Source organism: Caproiciproducens galactitolivorans (genome assembly GCF_026672255.1).
GTDB lineage: Bacteria > Bacillota > Clostridia > Oscillospirales > Acutalibacteraceae > Caproiciproducens > Caproiciproducens galactitolivorans_A.
This window is the reverse complement of record NZ_JAPOHA010000007.1, coordinates 26,328-48,311: the sequence shown is the minus strand read 5'-3', so window position 1 is coordinate 48,311 and position 21,984 is coordinate 26,328. Positions and strand designations below refer to the sequence as shown.

20 protein-coding genes are annotated in these 21,984 nt (G+C 49.5%); 5 read left to right on the top strand and 15 right to left on the bottom strand.

Annotated elements, in window-relative coordinates:
- Positions 1 to 38 precede the first annotated feature (38 nt).
- The 4 genes from OUY18_RS07990 to OUY18_RS07975 all read right to left on the bottom strand — a co-directional run bounded on the left by OUY18_RS07990 (position 39) and on the right by OUY18_RS07975 (position 2,921).
- On the bottom strand, positions 39 to 1,034 hold the full coding sequence (locus tag OUY18_RS07990; protein WP_268058242.1) for a deoxyguanosinetriphosphate triphosphohydrolase: 996 nt from the start codon (positions 1,032 to 1,034) through the stop codon (positions 39 to 41).
- 67 nt (positions 1,035 to 1,101) lie between these two features.
- Positions 1,102 to 1,725, bottom strand: a complete 624-nt coding sequence (locus OUY18_RS07985) for a YigZ family protein (RefSeq protein WP_268058241.1) — start codon at positions 1,723 to 1,725, stop codon at positions 1,102 to 1,104.
- A 76-nt stretch (positions 1,726 to 1,801) separates the two neighbouring features.
- Entirely contained in the window at positions 1,802 to 2,005 is a 204-nt protein-coding gene (rpmE, locus tag OUY18_RS07980) for a 50S ribosomal protein L31 (RefSeq protein WP_268058240.1), read from the bottom strand.
- A 103-nt stretch (positions 2,006 to 2,108) separates the two neighbouring features.
- Positions 2,109 to 2,921 carry a M15 family metallopeptidase gene (locus OUY18_RS07975; RefSeq protein WP_268058239.1) on the bottom strand — a complete coding sequence of 271 codons (813 nt, stop codon included), beginning with the start codon at positions 2,919 to 2,921 and terminating at the stop codon, positions 2,109 to 2,111.
- 230 nt (positions 2,922 to 3,151) lie between these two features.
- On the opposite strand from OUY18_RS07975, the gene pyk reads away from it, so the two are divergent.
- Positions 3,152 to 4,909, top strand: a complete 1,758-nt coding sequence (gene pyk, locus OUY18_RS07970; protein WP_268058238.1) for a pyruvate kinase — start codon at positions 3,152 to 3,154, stop codon at positions 4,907 to 4,909.
- A 56-nt stretch (positions 4,910 to 4,965) separates the two neighbouring features.
- Here the strand turns inward: pyk and OUY18_RS07965 are convergent, their stop codons facing one another.
- The 7 genes from OUY18_RS07965 to OUY18_RS07935 are packed head-to-tail and all read right to left on the bottom strand — an operon-like array spanning position 4,966 to position 10,975.
- Complete coding sequence (locus tag OUY18_RS07965) at positions 4,966 to 5,964, bottom strand: hypothetical protein (RefSeq protein ID WP_268058237.1); 999 nt, start codon at positions 5,962 to 5,964, stop codon at positions 4,966 to 4,968.
- Positions 5,965 to 6,019: 55 nt separating this feature from the next.
- Positions 6,020 to 7,429: an aminopeptidase gene (locus OUY18_RS07960; RefSeq protein WP_419196133.1), complete on the bottom strand. Its 1,410-nt coding sequence runs from the start codon at positions 7,427 to 7,429 to the stop codon at positions 6,020 to 6,022.
- On the bottom strand, positions 7,386 to 8,024 hold the full coding sequence (locus OUY18_RS07955) for a lytic transglycosylase domain-containing protein (protein WP_268058235.1): 639 nt from the start codon (positions 8,022 to 8,024) through the stop codon (positions 7,386 to 7,388). Before OUY18_RS07955 ends, OUY18_RS07960 begins: the two co-directional genes overlap by 44 nt.
- Positions 8,021 to 8,623 carry a dephospho-CoA kinase gene (coaE, locus tag OUY18_RS07950; RefSeq protein ID WP_268058234.1) on the bottom strand — a complete coding sequence of 201 codons (603 nt, stop codon included), beginning with the start codon at positions 8,621 to 8,623 and terminating at the stop codon, positions 8,021 to 8,023. The genes OUY18_RS07955 and coaE overlap by 4 nt, the downstream gene beginning before the upstream one ends.
- On the bottom strand, positions 8,616 to 9,638 hold the full coding sequence (locus OUY18_RS07945; protein WP_268058233.1) for an L-threonylcarbamoyladenylate synthase: 1,023 nt from the start codon (positions 9,636 to 9,638) through the stop codon (positions 8,616 to 8,618). The genes coaE and OUY18_RS07945 overlap by 8 nt, the downstream gene beginning before the upstream one ends.
- 1 nt (position 9,639) lies before the next feature.
- Positions 9,640 to 10,737, bottom strand: a complete 1,098-nt coding sequence (gene prfA, locus OUY18_RS07940; protein WP_268058232.1) for a peptide chain release factor 1 — start codon at positions 10,735 to 10,737, stop codon at positions 9,640 to 9,642.
- 40 nt (positions 10,738 to 10,777) lie between these two features.
- Positions 10,778 to 10,975 (bottom strand): DUF951 domain-containing protein, encoded by a 198-nt coding sequence (locus tag OUY18_RS07935; protein WP_268058231.1) that lies wholly within the window; start codon positions 10,973 to 10,975, stop codon positions 10,778 to 10,780.
- A 163-nt stretch (positions 10,976 to 11,138) separates the two neighbouring features.
- On the opposite strand from OUY18_RS07935, the gene OUY18_RS07930 reads away from it, so the two are divergent.
- Positions 11,139 to 12,116 carry a biotin--[acetyl-CoA-carboxylase] ligase gene (locus OUY18_RS07930; RefSeq protein WP_268058230.1) on the top strand — a complete coding sequence of 326 codons (978 nt, stop codon included), beginning with the start codon at positions 11,139 to 11,141 and terminating at the stop codon, positions 12,114 to 12,116.
- 48 nt (positions 12,117 to 12,164) lie between these two features.
- On the opposite strand, the gene OUY18_RS07925 is transcribed toward OUY18_RS07930, so the two are convergent.
- The 4 genes from OUY18_RS07925 to OUY18_RS07910 form a co-directional block, all read right to left on the bottom strand.
- Positions 12,165 to 13,847: a glutamine--tRNA ligase/YqeY domain fusion protein gene (locus OUY18_RS07925; protein ID WP_268058229.1), complete on the bottom strand. Its 1,683-nt coding sequence runs from the start codon at positions 13,845 to 13,847 to the stop codon at positions 12,165 to 12,167.
- 12 nt (positions 13,848 to 13,859) lie between these two features.
- Positions 13,860 to 15,326 (bottom strand): glutamate--tRNA ligase, encoded by a 1,467-nt coding sequence (gene gltX, locus OUY18_RS07920; protein ID WP_268058228.1) that lies wholly within the window; start codon positions 15,324 to 15,326, stop codon positions 13,860 to 13,862.
- A gap of 164 nt (positions 15,327 to 15,490) precedes the next feature.
- Positions 15,491 to 16,078, bottom strand: a complete 588-nt coding sequence (locus OUY18_RS07915) for a M15 family metallopeptidase (RefSeq protein ID WP_419196132.1) — start codon at positions 16,076 to 16,078, stop codon at positions 15,491 to 15,493.
- 407 nt (positions 16,079 to 16,485) lie between these two features.
- Positions 16,486 to 17,658 carry an AI-2E family transporter gene (locus OUY18_RS07910; protein WP_268058226.1) on the bottom strand — a complete coding sequence of 391 codons (1,173 nt, stop codon included), beginning with the start codon at positions 17,656 to 17,658 and terminating at the stop codon, positions 16,486 to 16,488.
- Between the two features lie 546 nt (positions 17,659 to 18,204).
- Between OUY18_RS07910 and iorA the strand changes: the two genes are divergently transcribed.
- From iorA to OUY18_RS07895, 3 genes are read left to right on the top strand one after another with little or no spacing between them, the layout of a single operon-like run.
- A complete protein-coding gene (gene iorA / locus OUY18_RS07905; RefSeq protein ID WP_268058225.1) occupies positions 18,205 to 19,980 on the top strand; it encodes an indolepyruvate ferredoxin oxidoreductase subunit alpha in 1,776 nt (591 codons plus the stop codon).
- Position 19,981: 1 nt separating this feature from the next.
- Positions 19,982 to 20,587, top strand: a complete 606-nt coding sequence (locus tag OUY18_RS07900) for an indolepyruvate oxidoreductase subunit beta (RefSeq protein WP_268058224.1) — start codon at positions 19,982 to 19,984, stop codon at positions 20,585 to 20,587.
- A gap of 15 nt (positions 20,588 to 20,602) precedes the next feature.
- Entirely contained in the window at positions 20,603 to 21,835 is a 1,233-nt protein-coding gene (locus OUY18_RS07895) for a phenylacetate--CoA ligase family protein (RefSeq protein ID WP_268058223.1), read from the top strand.
- The last annotated feature ends 149 nt before the right edge of the window (positions 21,836 to 21,984 follow it).

Sequence of the window (21,984 nt, the reverse complement as noted above, 5' to 3'; positions counted from 1 at the left end):
TCCGGCAATGGCATGTCGTCACCCCATTTTTATAAATATTAAATGTTCCACGATTTCGGCACATAAATGTCCTGGAACAACTGAAGTGCAAAATGATCGGTCATGCCTGCAATATAATCACAGGCGGCCCGTTCCAGTCCGTCCCTTTCGGCGATCCGAATCATATCATCGGGAAGATTTTCGGGCTGCCGCAGATAATCAAACAGCGCGCCGATCAGGTTGGGAACCTTTTTCTCCTCCGCTTTCGCGTAGGGATTTAAGTATACATATTCAAACATAAAATCATAGAGCCCGTCAAAGGCTTTTTGTATTTCCGGGTCCATTTGTATTTTGCCGTCGCGGCTGTTTTCCGCAACGGAATGAACCAGTGTATCAATCCTTTCCGACCTGCGCCCGCCCAATACGGACGTGATTTCCCTTGGGATATCATTTTCCAGCAGCACTCCGGCCCGCTCCGCATCGTCAATATCATGATTGATGTAGGCGATTCGGTCGGCCAGACGAACGACCCTTCCTTCCAGCGTCATTGCCTCGGTACCCTTTGTGTGGCAGAGAATCCCGTCGCGCACCTCCTTTGTCAGGTTCAGCCCGGCTCCGTATTTTTCCAGTTTTTCAACGATCCGCACGCTTTGTTCATAATGGCGGAAACCGCCGTCCATTAAATCGTTCAGCGCGCGCTCGCCGGCATGTCCAAAAGGAGTATGCCCCAAATCGTGCCCGAGGGAAATCGCTTCGGTTAAATCTTCATTCAGCAGAAGCGCCCTTGAAATGGTGCGCGCGATCTGGGAAACCTCAAGCGTATGCGTCAAACGCGTACGGTAATGGTCGCCCTCCGGCGAAAGGAAAACCTGCGTTTTATGTTTTAAGCGCCGAAAGGATTTGCAATGAAGGATTCTGTCCCTGTCACGCTGATAAGGAGTTCTTAACGCGCATTCTTCCTCCGGAACATCCCTGCCCTGTGTATTCTTCGAAAGAGCCGCATGGGGCGACAAAATCTGTTCCTCTATCTTTTGCGTCCGCTCACGAACTGTCATAAATATCACCACCTGTTTCCATGTTTCAATTAGATATACGCGGAATAATACAAATTCCCTGCATTTTTCATGAAATTTCAAAAAACTTTTCTCCGGTGATGATGATTTTACTTTGTCCGCAGGTTGCGTCGGCAAGCTTTTGTTCAAAAGCGGGCAGAATATTATCGCTCATATGGAAATAAATTTTCACTTCATCAGTAAAATCCGTATCGTCAATTGTACCGCCGCACTCCGGAATCAGCGCGCTTAGCCGACCGTACCGGCTGTAATCACAGTTCACTTCCGCAGTCAGGCAGGTGCGCATGGTAACGATTTTTGCCTGCTCCAGCGCAATGGATGCGCCGTGCGAATACGCGCGGACCAAACCGCCCGCGCCAAGCAGTATTCCTCCGAAATAACGGGTAACAACAACCGCCGTATCCGTTACTCCGGATTTCTGAATCACATCGAGCACCGGGATGCCCGCCGTGCCCTGCGGTTCCCCGTCGTCCGAATATCTTCGGATCTGACCGGTCCGCACGGAATAGGCGTATACATTGTGCGCTGCGTCCCAATGCTTCGATTTTACGGAGCGAAGAAAAGAAACGGCTTCCTCTTCACTTTGTACGGGTTTGGCGTAACCGATAAAGCGGGAACGCCGCTCCGTAAATTCCGCGCAGGCTTCGCCCGCAACGGTTTGATATTCTATCATGGCCCCACCCTCTGCAATAAAAATAAGCGGCGCAGAAAACTGCACCGCCTAAAATCCAACGAGAGCAAAAGATCAATTACTTGTCCATACCGTAACGTTTCTTAAACATATCAACACGTCCACTTGTATCAACAAGCTTTTGCTTACCTGTAAAGAACGGGTGGCACTTGGAGCATATTTCAACGCGGATATTCTCCTTCGTGGATTTTGTGTTAATAACATTTCCGCAGGCACAAGTGATTGTTGTCTCTTTATACTTTGGATGTATATTTTCCTTCATTCCTGTCACCTCTTTCAGTAATACTGCAACTTAACATTAGAATTTTACCATAGCAATCGGTAAATTGCAAGTAAAATCTCCGAATTCAGGAATAATTCATCAATTATCTGGGAGACTGCTTAATCATGTATGTCGCATATTCTTCCAGACACATCGAATATTCCCGCATCTTCACCGCGTTTGCACTGCCCACGTAACGAAAATGACGGGGATTAAAGAACATGCCGGTCATGGCGGCCTTGTTGTCCGGATAGCGAAGGATAAATCCATACTGCACGCTGTTTTTCAACAGCCATTTGTATTCCTTCGTCGCCGTAAAATCGCCGTTTGCGGGCAGGCTCTCCGAAGTAAATTCAACCGCCATACCCGTCTGGTTTTCATTAAATCCGCCGCGCCCTACGGTGCTCTGCACCTCATTTTGTGCCCGCACCTGCGAATAGCCCTGTTTTTTGATAAGATTCTGCACTGCGGCATTATACAGGCTGTCCTGTTCTTTCGCGTCAACATAGCCCTTTGTAAGCTTTAAAGCATAGCCGTCCTCTTTGGCGTCCTCGACCATCTTCCGCAGGGCGGGAAGAATCCGGGCGTCCACTTCCACACCGTTATACCCTGCAAGCTGGACGCTGAAATCGGATTTCAGGCCGTTGGACGAATTTACAATCAATAAATTGTAGGAATTATCGTAAACAGGCAATGCCCCGTTGGAAGACGCACTTTTCGAACTTGCCGCGGCACTGGCGGCAGCGGGCTTGCTGAACGGCTGTTTCACCTCGACCCAAAACAGAACCGCCCCCGCCGCAACCGAAACGCACAGCGTTACGGCAATAATCGTCATCATAACCCGAATTCTTCGGACTTCATTTGCTTTATGCCAGCCGGCACGGCCCTTAACGATTTTTTCTCCGCGTTTACGCACGTCTGGTTTTCCTCCTGATTATTCTATATTTACAGCAAACGGCGGCCTATTCATCCCCGTTCGACTTATAATTCTTAATTCATTGTATATCTTTCATTAAATAAATTCAACTGGTTTCTTCTTTTCAGTTTTTTATACAATATCTCTCAATTCATTTGATTTATATAACCAAGTGTAATATCATATAAACTGGGTTAAATTTCAGATTTCAATAGATTGGGGTGTGCCCTTTGAGAAAAACAAAAATTATATGTACGCTTGGTCCTGCAACAGACAGCGGCGATGTTCTCCGACAGCTGATGCTTGCCGGAATGGACGTTGCGCGCTTGAATTTTTCACATCAGACTGCCGCCGAGCAAAAAGTGCGGGCAGATGCCGTTAAAAAGCTGCGCAGTGAACTCGGGCTTCCTGTCGCAATTTTACTTGATACGAAAGGCCCGGAAATTCGGGTCAAAGATTTTAACAAGCCGAAAATCACCTTGAAAGCCGGCGATAAATTCACGCTTACAAACAGGGACATCGTAGGCGACGAAACCATTGCCTCCGTTACCTTTGAACGGCTTCCGCAGGAGGTTTCCGCCGGTGCGAAAATCCTGATTGACGACGGGCTGATCGAGCTGAAAGTGGAATCCTGCACCGATACCGATATTCACTGCGCCGTAATCAACGGCGGCGATATTTCCGCCCACAAGGGTATCAATGTACCGGGAATCAAATTATCCCTGCCGTTTATCAGCGAAAAAGACAAGGAAGATATCGCCTTCGCCGTAAAAGAAGATTTTGACTTTATCGCCGCTTCCTTTACGCGCAGCGCGCAGGATATCCTCGACTTGCGCACGGAACTGGAAAAACATAACTGCCATAAAATCCGCGTCATTGCAAAAATAGAGAATTCCGACGGCGTGGAAAATATCGACGAAATTATCCGCGTATCCGACGGGATCATGGTGGCCCGCGGTGACCTCGGCGTTGAGATTCCGCTGGAGGAAGTACCGGTTATTCAAAAGAAATTGATTAAAAAGGGTTATAACGCCGGAAAACAGGTCATTACCGCAACGCAGATGCTGGATTCCATGATAAAAAACCCGCGTCCTACCCGTGCGGAAACTTCCGATGTTGCAAATGCTATTTATGATGGAACAAGCGCCATTATGCTTTCCGGAGAAACCGCCGCGGGCTCCTATCCGATCGCCGCGCTGAAAATGATGGCTACGATTGCGGAGCGCACGGAGCGGGATATCGATTACAAATCCCGTTTTCAGAAGCGTGATTTTACCGAACAGCCGAACGTTACCTCCGCTATTTCCCACGCAACCTGCACCACCGCGCAGGATTTGGGAGCCGTAGCAATCATTACGGTATCCAAATCGGGAAGAACCGCCCGAATGATTTCCAAATACCGCCCGGAATGCCCGATCATCAGCGGGACAACCGACGAAACCGTTCGGCGCCAGATGAACCTTTCCTGGGGCGTTGTTCCGATTATGGTGGATGAAAAAGATAATACCGACGAGCTGTTCGACCATGTGGTAAACGTTGCGCGCAGCCGGGGACTTGTGAAAAACGGCGATCTGGTTGTCATTACCGCCGGCGTTCCGCTGGGCATTTCGGGAACCACCAATCTGCTGAAGGTACAGTTGGTGGGCGACGTGCTCGTTTCCGGAACGGGTGTAACCAAGGGCGCCGTCTGCGGAAACCTCTGTGTCTGCAAAGATGAAGACGCAGCCTTAAAAACCTTTAAGGACGGCGATATCCTTGTCATCCCGCAGACAAGCAATAAAATCCTCCAGATCATTAAGAAAGCTTCGGGAATCATTGCGGAAAACGGCGGCATGAACTCCCACGCCGCAATCGTCGGCCTGGCTTTGGATAAGCCGGTGATCGTCGCTTCCGAACATGCTACCCAGATTTTAAAGAGCGGCACAACCGTTACGCTTGACGCCTCCCGCGGAATTGTATTCAGCGGCAAAGAAAGATGCGAAGGCTGACAAAGAATTTAGAATTGACAGGGCCGGATACCGATAAGTGGTATCCGGCCCTTATTTTATTTACGGAGATAATCCGCAAAAGTCATCTTCTCGACGGTATTGCTGTAATATTTCGGACTGATATTGACGTCCTTCAAATATGTCTGCAAATTCTTCTTCAAAAGCTCTTGATATTTTTCTTTTGAATAACGTGAAATCATTTTTTCGGCAATATCTTTATGCGTTCCGCAAAATTCACGGATAGAAGGAGCAAAATAGCTGCCATCCTTCGCCTGTGTAATATCCGTGCATTTCATTGTGCCGCCGCTTTCTGTAGCAGTGATTGCGACCGGAAGAACCGCTCCGCCCGTTTCAAAAATCGTGTCGCCAAGCACCTGAAAGTCCTGCATGAATACCGTTGCAAACAGCTTTGTTGTCTCTCCTTTTCTGTCACTGCCGTAAAGAACAGGAGCGAAGATGGTAACAGTATCCTTCTCATTTTGAGAAGCAAACCATTCAATGGAAGAAGCATACACGAAATCAAGATCCGGGTCGTCCGTTTCCCAGTAGACGGCTTTCGGCAGCGGAAGCGGATTCAGCGGCTCCAGTTTTGCGTACCACTCCTGTGCCGTGTGATAACTGCCCTCGGGAACATTGTTTTTGGTACCCAGCATTTCTATACAGATTGCTTTCATCACTTCGCCGCGCAGGCCTTCTGCTCTTCCAGTCTTAAATTCATTAAGCATATAGTACAGCGCGGAGTCGCCCACCTTGATGATATTCTCATATTCCTTCCTGTGCGCGTTAATATAATCATTCGGATTTGAACTTTCCTTAGGGGACGATAAAATGATCTTTAAATCGGCCTCTACATTCTCATCTTCCGAAGACTGAAAATAGATTGGATTACTCGAACGACCCACCGCCGAAATGCCGGAAGAGGCCGATTCGGATTGCTCCTTCGGATGATTGGGAGCGGAATTACAGGCGGATAAGAAGAGCATACACAGGAATAAAAAAAGTGCCGTACACTTTTTGCCCAACCCTTTTATGCTGAATAACCTTGGAAAACACATCGTTGTTCCTCCTCAATTCAACGGGCCGGGCATTGCGCCGGCACGATCTTATTTTTTATTCCGCCTCATAGAACGCCCGGATGCCAAGGTAGGTCATGTAGACATCCAGCTTCGATACAATTTCAAAGGGAGCATGCATCGACAGAACCGGAACACCGACATCCAGAACATCCACGTTCAGGTTTGCGATATACAAAGCAACGGTTCCGCCGCCGCCGCCGTCGACCTTGCCCAGCTCGCCGATCTGCCAGAGAACGTCGTTCGCTTCAAACAGTCTGCGGATTTCCGATACGAATTCCGCTCTTGCTTCGCTGGAACCGCTCTTGCCTCTTGAACCAGTGTATTTGGCCATGCCGACGCCGTTATTGATGTAGCAGGAGTTGTTCGGTTCATACGCGCTGGGATACGTTGGGTCGTACGCCGCCGTCACATCGGCGGAAAGGCATTTTGACTTGCTTAAAACATGCTGCGGCTCCAGACCTTCCGCTCTTGCCAGGTCAGCAATAAAATAATGCATGAACTGGGAATTGAGGCCGGTATTTCCTTCGCTTCCGATTTCCTCTTTATCGGCCAGTACCGTAAGAACCGTACTTTCGGGAACTTTTGAATCCAGCACAGCCATGATCGCCGGATAAGCGCAGACCCTGTCGTCATGACCGTAGGAACCGATCATGCTGCGGTCAATGCCGATATCCCTTGCTTTAAACGCCGGTACGAATTCAATATCGGCGGAAACAAAGTCTTCCTCCGTCATGCCGTACTTTTCATGAATCAGCTTCATGACGTTCAGCTTGAATAAATTGTCGCCTTCGTCGGCTCTGACCGGACGGCTGCCCACAACGATATTCAGGTTTTCACCCTCAAACGCTTTGGAAAGCGTCTTTTCATATTGTTCGGAGCTTAAATGCGGAAGAAGATCGGTGACGCAGAACTGAGGATCGTCGTCCTCTTCGCCAATGCAGATTTCAACCGGCGTACCGTCCTTACGTACCGCGATTCCGTGCATGGAAAGCGGAATCGCCGTCCACTGATATTTCTTTATACCGCCGTAATAATGGGTTTTGAAAAGAGCAATTTCGTCTTTTTCATACAGCGGATGCGGTTTCAAATCCAGACGGGGAGAATCGATGTGCGCCGCGGCAATGCGAACGCCGTTTTTGCACCCGTTTTTACCGATAACCGCAAGAATCAGGGCTTTTCCGCGATTATTATAATAGACCTTGTCCCCTGCTCTGTATTTTTTCTCTGCGTCAAACGGAACAAAACCGGCGGCTTCAGCCGTTTTAACAGCAGAGCAGACTGCTTCCCGTTCCGTTTTGGACGCATCCAAAAACTTCTTGTAGCCTTTGCAAAATTCATCCGCTTTCTGAACTTTTTCATCCTCAACCTTAAAATAGCCGTTTTTGCGGTCAAGCAAAAGCTCATCCGACATTTTTTTGACTTCTTCCTTGCCAAGTTTCGTCATCATTCATGTTTTCTCCTTTACTGTTGAACTGATAGGTTTTTTTATAATTCTCGTAATTCTTCAGGACTACATCGACATAACTCCTTGTCTCTTCAAAAGGAATATTGTCCAGCACGACGCCGTCCTTAGAAATATCGGGATTTTTCAGCCATGAGTTTACCGTACCGATTCCTGCGTTGTAAGCGCTCAGCGCGGTTGCCTGTTTACTGTATTTATCGAATAAAATAGAAAGAAGTTTACAGCCGTAGCGGATATTGATTTCCGGCGTATATAAATCCTCTTCGGTGTATTTTTCGCTGCTCTTCAATTTCGTCTGCACCCAGTCGAACGTATCCGGGGTAAGCTGCATCAGGCCGATGGCTCCCGCACGGGATTTCGCGTCCGGATTAAAATTGCTTTCCGCTTTCATAACGGAATACACCATGGCCGGGTCAAGATGGTTTGCCGTAGCCTCCTTTGCAACAATATCCGTATATTTCAGCGGATATGCGCTTCGCATAAAATACTTGTATTCGCGATTTAAAAAATACCAGCCAAGCAGAAGTAAAACTGCCGCTATGGCGCAGACTAGTAAGACTTTTTTGTATTTTTTCATGAATAATCTCCGATGATCTGCTCTAAAAGCTGATTTACCGCAGCCTGTATGTTGTCCCGGTTCATTGTGCCGTCCAGCCGATACCGCGCGCGTTCGTTATAGTACGAATTCTCCTTCTGCGCGCCGATTCGGGCTTCGGCAAGTTCTTTTGAAATGCCGTCCCGGCTCATAATGCGGTTCAGCCGGATTTCCACCGGCGCGGTAACCGCAACGGTCGTATTGCACAGCGAATCCGCACCGCTTTCAAACAGCAGGGCCGCGTCAAGAAGGATCGCCTTTGCGCCGCTCGCTTGGAATTGCGCAATCCTCTTTTTTACCTCATTCATAATGACCGGATGCGTAATGGCATTTAATTTTGCAGCGCCCTTTTCACTCGAAAAAGCCCGCTGCGCCAGCAGCCGACGGTTTAAAGTCCCGTTTTTTTCAATATCATTCCCGAATGCGGCTTTCAAATCCGCAAGGCATTTTTCATCCGTCACCGCCGTGCGTGCAACCAGATCTGCGTCAATGATTTTGCAGCCCGCTTTTTCGAACGCCCCCGCAACGGTTGATTTTCCGGCGCCGGTCGGCCCGGTAAGGCCGATCACCAGTTTATTCAAGATGGAGCACCTCAAATCCTGCCGCGCGGATGAGCCGGTTGTAGACCGCCAATCCCACGCCTTTTGGTTCGGGACACCGCGCGTATACGGTTTTGGCGTTGATTTCATCCAGCTTGCGGAGCGCGTCGAAAAGCTCGCGCGCCTGCTCACCGTAATTCTCTTCTCCGCCGTAGCAAACCGTCGGAACGTTCAGCTCCGAAGCTTCTTCGCTGTAGCAAAGCGCGGCCGTACCGGCTTCCTTATGATCGTTTACATATTGTTTATATGCTTGAAAACTGCCGTCAATGATGATTACGTTCGCTTTCGGCGAATAATGCTTGTACTTCATTCCGGGGGAAGCCGCCTTTACGCCTTTGGCAAGCGGTTTTAAAACCGCATTGTCCATATCCACCTCGCCGAGAACGGCACGAAGCTGTTCCAGCGTGATTCCGCCCGGCCTTAAAAGCCTCGGCGGCTTTGTGGCAAGCGTAACCACGGTTGATTCAACGCCGACCCCGCAGGCTCCGCCGTCCAAAACGGCCTCGATTTTCCCGTCCATGTCGTGCAGAACATGTTCCGCGGTGGTGGGGCTGGGTCTGCCGGAAAGATTCGCCGACGGTGCGGCAATCGGCAGACCGGATTCGCTGATCAGCGCCTGCGCGGCCGGATGCGACGGGAACCGGACGGCGACCGTTTGAAGCCCCGCGCTCACCTCGTCCGGGATGCAGTCGGCCTTCGGCAGCACCATGGTCATGGGGCCTGGCCAGTACGCTTTTGCAAGTTTTTCCGCTTCGGGCGGAACTTCCTTTACCAGCTTTCGAATCTGATCAAATTCGGAAATATGTACGATCAGCGGATTATCCATCGGTCTTCCCTTTGCGGCAAAAATCTTTGCAACGGCTTTTCCGTCCAGCGCGTTCGCCGCCAAACCGTATACCGTTTCCGTAGGCATACCGACTAAGCCGCCCTCTCGGATGATCTGGGCGGCTTTTCGAATGTCTTCCGGGTTATTTGCATTTAAACGTAGGGTCTGCATTTTATGAATCTCTCTCTTCTGATTGGTTATCAATTGTATTTTGCAGTTTTGCGGCCCTGTCCGCGGTAATCAGGGCGTCAATAATTTCATCAAGGCTGCCGTTTAAAATATCGTCCAGACGGTAAATCGTCAAGCCGATGCGATGGTCGGTCATGCGCCCCTGCGGATAGTTATACGTCCGGATACGCTCCGAACGGTCGCCGGTACCAACCTGGCTTCTGCGCTCGGAAGCGATCGCTTCATCATGTTCCCGCAGTTTTGCCTCATACAGCCGTGAACGCAGAACGCGCATCGCCTTGTCCTTATTTTTATACTGGCTCCGCTCATCCTGGCATTCGACCACCGTTCCGGTGGGCAAGTGCGTAATACGGATTGCGGAGGAGGTTTTGTTAATGTGCTGTCCTCCCGCGCCGCTGGAGCGGTAGGTGTCGATCTGTAAATCCTTCGGATTGATTTCAAGCTCCACTTCTTCCGCTTCCGGCAAAACAGCGACCGTAGAAGTCGAAGTATGGACGCGACCCTGCGTTTCCGTTTCCGGCACACGCTGAACACGGTGGACGCCGCTCTCATATTTTAACCGGGAATATGCGCCGTCGCCGGTAATCATAAAGCTGATTTCCTTAAATCCGCCAAGCTCCGTTTCGTTGGCGTTCAGGATTTCCGTCTTCCAGCCTCTCGCTTCGGCATACATGCTGTACATACGGAACAAAACGGTGGAAAACAAAGCGGCTTCTTCCCCGCCCGCTCCTCCGCGGATTTCAACAATGACATTTCGCTCGTCGTTCGGGTCCCGGGGCAGGAGCAGGATTTTCAGTTCCTCAGAAAACCGCTCAATATCGGCCTTTGCTGTTTGAAGGTCCTCTTCGGCCATATCCTTTAGTTCCCTGTCCAGTCCGCCCTCGTTCAGAAGTTCCCTGGAATCTTCTACGGTTTGGACGGCTTTCAGATATTCGCGGTATTTCTCTACAATCGGAGTAATATTTTTAAACTCCTTCATTAAATCCGTATACATCGCCTGATCCGCTAAAACGGACGGGTCATATAATTTTTGGCTTAATTCTTCATACCGCTTCTCAAACACTTCCAAATTTTCAAACATTGTTATTCTCCTTAATTTTTATTGATTTATGATTAAGGAGCTACAATTCGTGCTGGGTGTCCTCGCGGATGATTTTTTTAATATTCTTTTCGCATTTCAGCCTTGGCACCATGACTTCATGGCCGCAGCCGGTACAGCGGATTTTAAAATCCATGCCGGAACGGAGCACCAGGAAAGTCTTGCTCCCGCACGGATGCGCTTTTTTCATCTGTAAAATGTCGCCGGGTCGGACATCCATGGCATGCACCCCGCTTTCTAAATCAAAGATTCTCTTTTGAACATATATGCTATAGTATATCACGAAATCAGCAGCTCGGACAATATATTTTTTAATTTCCTTGCCCTTTCGCCGAATGGAAAGGTATAATAAAAGAACAACTAGAATAAAGGGCTGTGGATCTATGAATACAAAAGAAGAAATTCTCAATATCTTAATTCGGAACAACGGCTATGTTTCCGGCGAGGAAATCAGCGAGAGCCTGCACATTTCCCGTACCGCCGTATGGAAAGTAATCAACACTTTAAGAAACGGCGGATATGCCATTGAGTCGGTAACGAACCGCGGTTATAAACTGGTTTCCTGCCCCGACAGAATCACGCCGGAAGAAATCGCTCTCGGTCTCAAAACGAAGCTTCTGGCGAACGAAATATACTGCTATGACCTTATCGACTCCACAAACGAAGAGGCAAAGCGAAAGGCGCTTGCAGGCGCTCCGGACGGGAGCCTGTTTGTCACGGAACAGCAGTCAGGTGGAAAGGGTCGGCTCGGCCGCTCATGGACTTCACCCGCAGGGCAGGGACTTTGGTTTACTATTTTATTGCGGTCAAGCTTATTGCCTTCCCAGGTGGCAAGCATTACCCTGCTGGCCGGTCTCGCGGTGTGCCGGGCAGTGCGAAAGGCAACCGGATGCGCCGCCATGATCAAATGGCCGAACGATATTGTCATCGGGAGTAAAAAAATCTGCGGAATCCTCACGGAAATGGCCGCCGAAATGGATCGGATTGAATATGTGGCGGTCGGCATCGGCGTAAACGTAAACAATGAGAATTTTCCGGAGGAATTATCCGCAAAGGCAACGTCCCTGCGGCTGGAAAGCGGAAGCTTCGTCCGGCGCGTGCCGCTCTTACAAGAAATTCTGCTTGAATTTGAAACCGTGCTAAACGATTATCCGCTCCATCCGGAAAGCTTGCTGAACGAATATAAAACCCAATGCGTTTCCTTAAACCGAAGGGTCGGATTTACAAGGGCGAATCAGAAAATGACCGGCGTTGCGGAGGATATTTCACCAAGCGGAGAACTCATCGTCCGCAGCGACGACGGGGTATTGTATCCGGTTTATTCCGGAGAAGTGACCGTACAGGGGATTTACGGGGAATAAAAAGCAGCCCGCTGTTTTTAACCGGCAGCGGGCTTTGTGTATTTATCCTTATTTCTTTTTAAAGCTGTCCTTTAAGGATACGGAACGGTTAAACACCGGATGCTCCGGCGTGCTGTCATTATCGATGCAGAAATAGCCCTGACGCATAAACTGGAACGATTTCGGCGCTTTCTCCTGAGCCAGCGAAGGTTCCACCTTACAGTTCTGTAAAACCTTGAGCGAATCCGGATTTAAAAGCTCCAGAAAATCGCCGGCTTCCGGGTCCGGAACGGTGAACAGACTGTCGTACAGGCGTACTTCCGCGTCGGCGGCGGTTTTGGCGTCCACCCAGTGGATGGTTCCCTTTACCTTTCTGCCGTCCGGCGTGTTTCCGCCGCGCGTCTGCGGGTCGTATTCCGCATACACTTCCACAACATTTCCGTTTTCGTCCTTTTTGCAGCCTGTACAGCGGACAACATACGCCGTTTTCAGGCGAACCTCATTGCCCGGGAAAAGGCGGAAATAGCCTTTTACAGGCTCTTCCATGAAGTCTTCCTTCTCAATCCAAAGCGTGCGGGAGAACGAAACCTTCCGTGTCCCGTCCTGCGGCTTTTCCGGGTTGTTCTCCACCTCAAATTCCTCGGTCTGATTTTCCGGGTAATTTGTCAGAATCAGTTTCACCGGCTGCAAAACCGCCATGGTGCGCTGCGCGTTCAAATTCAAATCTTCCCGCAGGCAATGCTCCAAAAAGCTGTATTCCACGGTGCTGTTGACTTTCGCCACGCCGATTCGGTCACAGAAATTGCGGATGGACGCCGGGGTGTATCCCCTGCGGCGCAGTCCGCAAAGCGTCGGCATGCGCGGGTCGTCCCACCCGCTGACATAATGGTTTTCCACCAGTTGGCGGAGCTTGCGCTTGCTCATGACCGTATTGTTGATGCCAAGGCGGGCAAATTCGATCTGCCTCGGTTTGTCCGGCAGGCCGATATGATGAATCACCCAGTCGTAAAGCGGCCTGTGATCTTCAAATTCCAAAGAGCAGAGCGAATGGGTGATTCCCTCAAGTGCGTCCTCGATCGGATGGGCAAAATCATACATGGGATAAATGCACCATTCGGTTCCCGTGCGGTGATGCGCCATATGGTTAATGCGGTAAATAACCGGGTCGCGCATATTGAAATTGCCGGAAGCCAGATCAATTTTCGCGCGCAGGGTCATTTCCCCGTCCTGAAACTCGCCTTTTTTCATCCGTTCAAACAGGTCAAGGCTCTCTTCCGCCGGGCGGTCACGATAGGGGCTTACGGCAGGATGGGTCAGATCGCCCCTGTTTTCCCGCATTTGCTCCGGCGTAAGCTGGCAGACATAGGCAAGCCCTTCCCGAATCAATTTGACAGCCATTTCATACATTTTCGGGAAATAATCGGAAGCATAATGAAAACGGTCGTCCCAGGTGAAACCAAGCCAGCGGATATCGTTTTGAATGGCGTCAACGTATTCGGTATCCTCTTTTGTGGGGTTCGTGTCGTCCATGCGCAGATTGCAGATACCGCTGAATTTTTCAGCCGTACCAAAGTCAATGCAAATTGCTTTTGCATGACCGATATGAAGATAGCCGTTTGGTTCCGGCGGAAAACGGGTATGTACCTTTTTCCCCGCAAACCTTCCTTCCGGAGCAATATCCTCCTCTACGAAGGTATGGATAAAATTGCCCGAAATTTCGGCTTCTTCCGTATTGCTTTTCTTTTCACTCATCGTTTTCGCTCCTTATGCTCCCAATTTTTCGAGTCCGAAACGGAGACGGCGGATGGATTCTTCTTTGCCGAGGATTGCAAGAATCTCCATTGCCCCGCCCGGTGTTACCAGCATACCGGCCGCCGCAATGCGAACCGGCCAGAGCAGGGTTCCGTTTTTTACTTCCAGCTTTTGCGCAAGTTCGATCAGCGCATCGTGGAGAACCTCCACCGTCCAATCGCCGACGCCTTCCAGTACGGGCAAGGCTTCTTTCAGCATCTGCGCCGAATTTTCCAAATTTGTCTTGCTCTTTTTATTGACAAAAAAGTCAGTCGTATAATCCGGCAGTTCCTTTAAAAACGCAATCATTTCCGGAATCTGCGTAAACTTCGTTACACGCGGCTGTAAAATGGAAGCAAGAACCTGCCAATTGCATTCTTTATCGGGAAATACTTCCTTAAAATACGGCATAGCGTTGCTGATAAATTCTTCTTCGGACATGGCGCGGATATATTCTCCGTTAAACCAGGTCAGTTTATCGTAATCAAAAACGGCCGGGGATTTGCTGATTCCGTCGATTGAGAAATTCTCCACCAGTTCCGGCAGCGTGAAAAGCTCCCGGTTTTCCTTCGGACACCAGCCTAAAAGCGCTATGTAGTTTACAATGGTCTGCGGAAGATAGCCTTCCTTGATTAAGTCCTCAAAGCCGGTCGAACCATGTCGTTTGGAAAGCTTCGAAACGCTGCCGTCTTCGTTTTTACCCATGATTAACGGCAGGTGAACATACGTCGGGACATCCCAGCCGAAAGCCTGATACAGCAAATTGTACTTCGGCGTGGAGGTAAGATATTCGCAGCCCCGCACGACATGGGTAATCTGCATCAGATGGTCGTCAATTACGTTCGCAAAATTGTAGGTCGGATAACCGTCGGACTTGATCAAAATCTGGTCCTCGAGTTCCTTGTTTTCGATGGTAATGGAACCGTACACGACATCGTCGAAGGTGGTTGACCCTTCAATCGGCATACGCTGACGGATAACATACGGCGCGCCGGACGCTAAAAGCCGGCCGACTTCCTCTTTCGGCAGATCGCGGCAGTGACGGTCGTAACCGCCGGCGAATTCCCCTTCCCTGCTCTCATGCAGCGCGTCAAGGCGCTCCTTGGTGCAGAAGCAGTAATACGCTTTTCCCTCCCGCACAAGCTGCTCCGCGTACGGTTTGTAAAGATCCTTGCGTTCGCTTTGAATGTAGGGGCCGAATTTGCCTCCGTTATCCGGTCCTTCGTCATGTTTCAGCCCCACCTTTTCAAGGGTGTTGTAAATAACATCGACCGCGCCCGGAACGAGCCTTTCCTGATCGGTATCCTCTATGCGCAGCACAAAGGTGCCGCCAAGCGATTTCGCGATCAAATATTCATACAAGGCCGTACGCAGATTCCCGACGTGCATAAAACCCGTCGGGCTTGGCGCAAACCTTGTTCGAACTGTTTTTTGCTGCATGAATAGACCCCTCTCATCTGATTAAAAAATTCTCGGCCTTGTTTGCAAATAAGAACTTTTTCAACTGTGCGGTATGATTCTAACCGAAATAAAAAAGTTCTTTTCTCTGTGAAACAAGACCTGATAAACTAATTTTATAATTATAGCAAATTACAGGCTGTTGTTCAATGCGACGCAGCCTGATTTTTATTTAAATAGTCAATATATTCCTCTAAACACAGGTTCATCGCTTTCATCTTTTGAGCGTTTTCAACGCCGACGTACCGATAATGCCATGGTTCGTACTTGATTTTCGTTATATTCTGCTTATCCTTCGGATACCGCAAGACAAAGCCGTAATCCTGCGCATGCTTCTGAAGCCAGTCGGATTCTTTGGTTTGATCAAAATTTTCCAGAACGCCGTTCAAATCAACGGCAAGCCCGGTTATGTGCTCGCTGCAACCGGGGCGGGCAACCGACCGGGATGCTTTGCTGACTGCTTCCTCGCGGCTGACCCCGTTTTTATAAAATGTCTGAATTTCCTCCGCAAAAAGCTGCTGCTGCTTTTCATAGCTTCTGTAGCCTGAGGATATCCAGATCTTGCTATTATCCTTTAAGGCGGCGTCGTGCATTTTCTGATAGGAATCGGTGATTCTTGAATCGATATCCACGTTAAACTGATGCACAATGCTTTGTTTATACGTTGCCGGCAATTCATGATCCAAATTCACCAAAACGAGTTTCCAATCGTCCGGTTGTTTGAATTCCTGCATCGGTTCATTTTCGGAGCCCGCAGAAGACGCGCCCTCGTTCAGGCTCTCCTGCGCAACGGTGGCGGAACTGCTGTTTTTCGCAGCCGCGGCAGCGGCTTCTGTCCGCATGGTGTCCACACGTTCAAAAACCAATACAAATACGGCTGTCGTTGCCGCCATAAGCGCAAGCTCCACGAAAATAACGGCAAATGCCGAAAGCGTTTTTTTAAATCTGTGCTTCTCTTGATACATCCTGTCACCACCTGGGTAAATCGGTTGAATTTATTATAATACAAATATCCCCAAAAATGCATCTTCTTTTTTTCCAACAAGAATACAGCCGCATCAAAATCGCTGATGCGGCCCCTTTTTCTGTACAGGAAAGCCCTGTTTGACAATTCTTCCTTATAGAACGAAATCATGTGGTATTATTCCCCGGTATCCTGAACCGGCTTGTCCTGCTTCTTCTTGCTTTTCAATCGCTTCCCGACATCTTCCTTCAGCAGAACATAGAGAATCGAGCAGATCGGAATATTGATGACCATTCCCAGAACGCCGAATACATTGCCGCCAATGGTAATCGCCGCAAGTACCCAAAGGACGGGAAGCCCGACTTTTGAGCCGACTACGCGCGGATAAATCAGGTTGCCCTCCAATTGCTGCAGGACAACAAAAAACACGACATACCAAACTGCCTTAATCGGGCTGACAATCAGAATCAGCAGAGCGCCGATGACCGTGCTTAAAAAAGAACCGATAATCGGAATCAGCGCCATAAATACGACGAACACCGAGATCAGCAGGGCGTACGGGAACTGGAAAATATTCATTCCGATAAAGCAGAGCGTTCCAAGGATGCATGCTTCGGTACACTGTCCGGCAATAAAATTGGAAAAAGTTTTATTTGAAAGCCTGCAAAGCCAAACGATTTTTTGGGCTTTTGGATTCGGCAGGTAGGCATACAGCACACGCTTCGCCTGACCTTGCAGCTTTTCTTTCTGCGCAAGGATATTCAAAGCAATCACAAAGCTTAAAACAAGCGTGATTGCCCCGTGGAAAATATTTGTTGTAACCGTTACTGTAGAACCTACCAGGGAACTGGCAAGTTTTTGACCGTTTACCGCAAGCATCTGGCTGATACTGTTCCAGTCAATGTTTATTTTCCGGAAGGATTCTCCGATATCCGGGTATTGATTGCTGATTCGGGTCAGATAATTTTGTATTTCATTAAAGAAGTTCGGAATATTGTTGGTAAGATTCACAATGGTTTTAATCAATTCCGGCACAACAATCAGCAAAATCAGGGCAATAATGCCGAGCACAATCAGCAGGGACAGAAAGATACTCAGCGGACGGCGTATCTTTGGCCACTTTTGGGTATAACGCCTGTTCAGCGGAGCAAAAAAACGCGTTTCAATATGACGCATCAATATATTTAAAATAAAAGCGAAAGCCATGCCAAGAAGGAACGGTTCGAAAATACTGCCGATAAATCCGGCAAGGTCGGAAAAACGGTAAAGGTTTTTCAGCCCCAGGTAAAAGGCAATACCAAAGGCAATGAGCAGCATTATCTTTTTCATGTTGCTTTTATTGAGTTCCATTTTGAATTCCTTTCTCTTCGTTTTCCAATCAAATTAATTGTATTATACCATGATATGGATTTATATTAAACAGTGAATCCCGTGAAATTGAAAGGATTTATAGTATCAAAATGAATGATCCTCTCGGAAATGAAAAAGCGGATCCTATGAAAGATTGCTTTTTATGCCTTGGAAAAATAAATTGAAAATGCAGTTTTGGAACCTTGACAAACCGTCTTTCCTGTGTTAGGATTTTAAATTAATAAAACAAACCTTTGAGGTGAAGATAAAACCGTAACGGGCGCCTGCAGAGAGCGGACGGTGCTGGGAGTTCCGCGGAATGCCGTATGGTAAATGGATCACTGAGGGTGAGGGGAAAAGCTTTTGCCGAGTATCTGAAACGTAATCCGGCGTTAACGGAAGAAAATGTGTTGGCATTTTCGTTTGAGAGGATTTGCTGAAAGCAAATCAATTAAGGTGGTACCGCAGATTTCAAATCTGTCCTTTTTGCGAAGGGCAGATTTTTTTTATTTTCCAGCAGATTTTCATGAGATTGTGAGGTATGACATGAAAAAGTTTTTAATGGGCAACGAAGCAATCGCGATGGGCGCAATTCACGCCGGAGTTAATCTGGTATGCGGTTATCCCGGCACACCGTCCACCGAAATTCTGGAAACCGTCGCGAAAAACAATGACGGCAGTATTTATGTGGAATGGTCCGTGAACGAAAAAGCGGCGATGGAGGTTGCGGCGGGCGCATCCTATTCGGGCGCAAGAACGCTGGTCACCATGAAACAGGTCGGCTTGAACGTGGCATCCGACCCTTTGATGAGCCTTGCCTATGTCGGCGTAAAAGGCGGCATGGTGATTGTATCTGCCGACGACCCCGGCCCGATCTCCTCGCAGACGGAGCAGGATACCCGCCATTTTGCGCAGTTTTCAAAACTCCCTGTTTTTGACCCGTCCTCACCGGAGGAAGCCTATGCCATGATCGGGGATGCTTTCGCCCTTTCGGAAGAATACGGCACCCCGGTTTTGTTCCGGCCGACCACCCGCGTATGCCACGGCTGCGCCTCCATGGAAATAGCCGATACAAAAACGGTCAACAAGCCGGAAGGATTCATAAAGGATGCAAAATGGACGATCTTCCCCCGTCTTTCCTATCAGAATCATCTCAAAATTGAAGAAAGAAACCCCGCAATGGGCGAAAAGCTTTCTTCCTATCGGTTCAACACGATTACCGGCGGCGGTACGAAAGGAATTGCAACCGGCGGAATCAGCTATGAATACACAAAGGAAGCTCTGGGGGACTGCAACGCAAAGCTTCTGAAAGTTTCCACGCCGCATCCTTTCCCGGAAAAACTCGCTTTGGCGTTTTTGAACGGATTAACCGAAGTAATGGTGATTGAGGAGCTTGACCCGGTGATTGAACGGGAATTGATTTTCCTCTGCGGCAAACACCATTTGAATGTTGCCATCCGCGGCAAGCTGAGCGGCGATGTACAGCAGGCCGGGGAAAATACGGTCGAATCGGTAAAAGCCGTACTGCACAACTACCTGGGACTGCCCGCGCCGGAAAAAGACGAGCCCCTCCCCCCGCTGCCGGTACGTCCGCCCGTATTGTGCGCGGGCTGTCCGCACCGCGCTTCCTTCTATGCGGTAAAGCAGGCTATGAAAGGACAAAAGGCCGTTTTTGCCGGGGATATCGGCTGCTACACCCTTGGAAACGCCATGCCGCTGGATATGGTCGACACCTGCCTGTGCATGGGCGCGGACATCACAATTGCGCAGGGCATGCAGCATATCGAACCGGATGTCAAGCATTTTTCCTTTATCGGGGATTCCACCTTTTTTGCTTCCGGAATTACGGGAGTTGTAAACGCAGTCTATAATGAAAGCGATATCACGCTGATTGTGCTGGACAATTCAACGACCGCTATGACCGGGCACCAGCCGCACCCGGGAACCGGAAGGACCATGATGGGGAACATCACCGAAAAAGTCAGCATTCCCGCCATCTTGACCGCTGTGGGCGTGAAAGAAGTCTCCGTGGTAAATCCGTTTCATCTCGCCGAAGCCGTTGAGGCAGTGAAAAAGGCCGCCACTCACAAGGGCGTTTCCGCTGTCATTTTCCAGTCTCCGTGCATTGCGGTGTCCAAGCCTTCTTCCGCTTATTGGGTGGACAGCGAACAATGCGCCGGCTGTAAAAAATGCATAAATGAAATTGGATGTCCCGCAGTTTCCATGGACGGCGGAAAAGCGTTTATCGAACCTTCCCTTTGCTTCGGCTGTTCTCTCTGCGCGCAGGTTTGCCCCTGCGGCGCCATGAAAGGGGTGCAGTGATATGACCGTAAATTGTATTTTGTCCGGCGTGGGCGGGCAGGGAACCGTCCTCGCTTCCAAACTGATTGCCCAGGCCGCCATGGATAAAGGGCAGAACGCCCGTACTGCCGAAACCATCGGAATGGCACAGCGCGGCGGATGCGTCGTCAGCCATGTGCGTATCGGGGACGAAATTCATTCCCCCATGATTCCGAAGCACTCCGCCGACGTCATCATCGGTTTTGAACCCGCGGAGGCCGTACGCTGTCTGCCCTACCTGAAGAAAGGCGGCGTCGCGGTCGTAAGCCGCAAAGCAATCCGTCCGGTTACCGCTTCGCTCGGCAATTCCGCCTATAACGGTTCCGAGATGATGCCGTACCTTCAAAAAGAAGCGGCGAAGCTGATTGTCGTTGACGGGGACAAAATCTGTAAAGCGTGCGGTTCGGCAAAAGTATTGAACGTGGCCCTGCTGGGCGCGGCCTGTGCATCCGGAATGCTCGGCCTTTCCATGGAGGAATTGAAAACCGCGATTTCCAAACGGGTAAAACCTCAGTTTATTGAATTAAATACAAAAGCGCTTGAAGAAGGCGCAAAAGCGGCAGAAATCATGCAGCAATGCGAGGAATAAAAGGAGGCTGTCAAAATGCAAATGAAACAATCGCAGTTCGATTTGATGAAAGCGCAGTTAAAGCATTTAACGTCCGTCGACGGGTTTTACAAAAGAAAGCTGGATGGTGTCGACGTCGGCGCCATTCAAACCCAGTCCGATTTTGAAAAGCTTCCTTTTACGTGGAAAGGCGACCTGCGCGAAGCGTATCCCCTTGGACTGCAGGCCGTTCCGGATGAGGAAATCGTGCGGATTCATTCCTCCTCCGGTACCACCGGAACACCCGTGATTATCCCTTACACCAAACAGGATGTGGACGACTGGGCGCTTCTTTTCGCCCGCTGCTACGAAACCGCGGGTTTAACGAATCTCGACCGCGTACAGATTACCCCGGGCTACGGCCTGTGGACGGCCGGAATCGGCTTTCAGGCCGGCGCGGAACGTCTGGGGGCGATGGTCATTCCGATGGGCCCCGGTAACACGGATAAACAGCTTCGCATGATGCAGGATATGAAGAGCACCGTCCTGTGCGCAACCTCCTCCTATGCCCTGCTGCTGGCGGAAGAAATCGCCAAACGGGGAATCGGTGAAAACATTCACCTGAAAAAGGGCATCATTGGTTCGGAACGCTGGGGCGAGAAAATGCGCCGCCGTATTGCCGCGGAACTCGGCGTGAAGCTTTACGATATCTACGGCTTAACCGAAGTTTACGGCCCGGGAATCGGAATAAGCTGTGACTATGAATGCGGAATGCACTACTGGGACGATTATGTTTATTTTGAGATTGTCAATCCCAAAACCGGGGAGCCTGTCCCCGACGGCCAAATCGGCGAGCTGGTCATCACTACCCTGAAAAAGCAGGGCGCTCCGCTGATTCGTTACCGTACACACGACCTGACCCGCTTTATCCCCGGCGACTGCCCATGCGGTTCCCCCTATCCCCGCATTGATACGATTCAGGGCCGCACCGACGACATGATTAAGGTAAAGGGTGTCAACATCTTCCCCAGCCAGATTGAAGAACTGCTGAAAGGGGTTAAGGGCGCCTCCAGCGAGTATCAGGTAATGATCGACCATCTGAACGGAAAGGATATCCTTACCCTGTTTGTGGAAAAGGAAGCGGAAGCCGACAAAGCCCAGCTGATAAATGAAATCGGTTTCCTCTTTAAAACCAAAATCGGGATTACCGCCGCAATCAAGCCGGTGGAACTGGGCGACCTTCCCCGCAGTGAAAAGAAATCGACCCGCATATTCGACAACCGCTATTAACATAGGAAAAAGGAAGTACTTCCGTTCGGAAATACTTCCTTTTTTATTACCGTATCCGTCATGCCGTCTTTGTAAGGTTTGTATAATCATCCCTTAGCTTAGTCCTTAATTCCTTACAGCGTAAGCGCACGCCCAAATTGGAGATGTGC

What these genes read in the sequence shown, in the direction of transcription:
- rpmE (WP_268058240.1), bottom strand. Translation starts at nt 2,005, where the DNA reads ATGAAGGAAAATATACATCCAAAGTATAAAGAGACAACAATCACTTGT.
- OUY18_RS07930 (WP_268058230.1), top strand. Translation starts at nt 11,139, where the DNA reads ATGAATACAAAAGAAGAAATTCTCAATATCTTAATTCGGAACAACGGC.
- OUY18_RS07945 (WP_268058233.1), bottom strand. Translation starts at nt 9,638, where the DNA reads ATGCAGACCCTACGTTTAAATGCAAATAACCCGGAAGACATTCGAAAA.
- OUY18_RS07985 (WP_268058241.1), bottom strand. Translation starts at nt 1,725, where the DNA reads ATGATAGAATATCAAACCGTTGCGGGCGAAGCCTGCGCGGAATTTACG.
- OUY18_RS07925 (WP_268058229.1), bottom strand. Translation starts at nt 13,847, where the DNA reads ATGAGTGAAAAGAAAAGCAATACGGAAGAAGCCGAAATTTCGGGCAAT.
- OUY18_RS07960 (WP_419196133.1), bottom strand. Translation starts at nt 7,429, where the DNA reads ATGACGAAACTTGGCAAGGAAGAAGTCAAAAAAATGTCGGATGAGCTT.
- iorA (WP_268058225.1), top strand. Translation starts at nt 18,205, where the DNA reads ATGAAAAAGTTTTTAATGGGCAACGAAGCAATCGCGATGGGCGCAATT.
- OUY18_RS07935 (WP_268058231.1), bottom strand. Translation starts at nt 10,975, where the DNA reads ATGGATGTCCGACCCGGCGACATTTTACAGATGAAAAAAGCGCATCCG.
- OUY18_RS07965 (WP_268058237.1), bottom strand. Translation starts at nt 5,964, where the DNA reads ATGTGTTTTCCAAGGTTATTCAGCATAAAAGGGTTGGGCAAAAAGTGT.
- OUY18_RS07895 (WP_268058223.1), top strand. Translation starts at nt 20,603, where the DNA reads ATGCAAATGAAACAATCGCAGTTCGATTTGATGAAAGCGCAGTTAAAG.
- OUY18_RS07900 (WP_268058224.1), top strand. Translation starts at nt 19,982, where the DNA reads ATGACCGTAAATTGTATTTTGTCCGGCGTGGGCGGGCAGGGAACCGTC.
- OUY18_RS07915 (WP_419196132.1), bottom strand. Translation starts at nt 16,078, where the DNA reads ATGCAGGAATTCAAACAACCGGACGATTGGAAACTCGTTTTGGTGAAT.
- OUY18_RS07990 (WP_268058242.1), bottom strand. Translation starts at nt 1,034, where the DNA reads ATGACAGTTCGTGAGCGGACGCAAAAGATAGAGGAACAGATTTTGTCG.
- prfA (WP_268058232.1), bottom strand. Translation starts at nt 10,737, where the DNA reads ATGTTTGAAAATTTGGAAGTGTTTGAGAAGCGGTATGAAGAATTAAGC.
- OUY18_RS07910 (WP_268058226.1), bottom strand. Translation starts at nt 17,658, where the DNA reads ATGGAACTCAATAAAAGCAACATGAAAAAGATAATGCTGCTCATTGCC.
- gltX (WP_268058228.1), bottom strand. Translation starts at nt 15,326, where the DNA reads ATGCAGCAAAAAACAGTTCGAACAAGGTTTGCGCCAAGCCCGACGGGT.
- OUY18_RS07955 (WP_268058235.1), bottom strand. Translation starts at nt 8,024, where the DNA reads ATGAAAAAATACAAAAAAGTCTTACTAGTCTGCGCCATAGCGGCAGTT.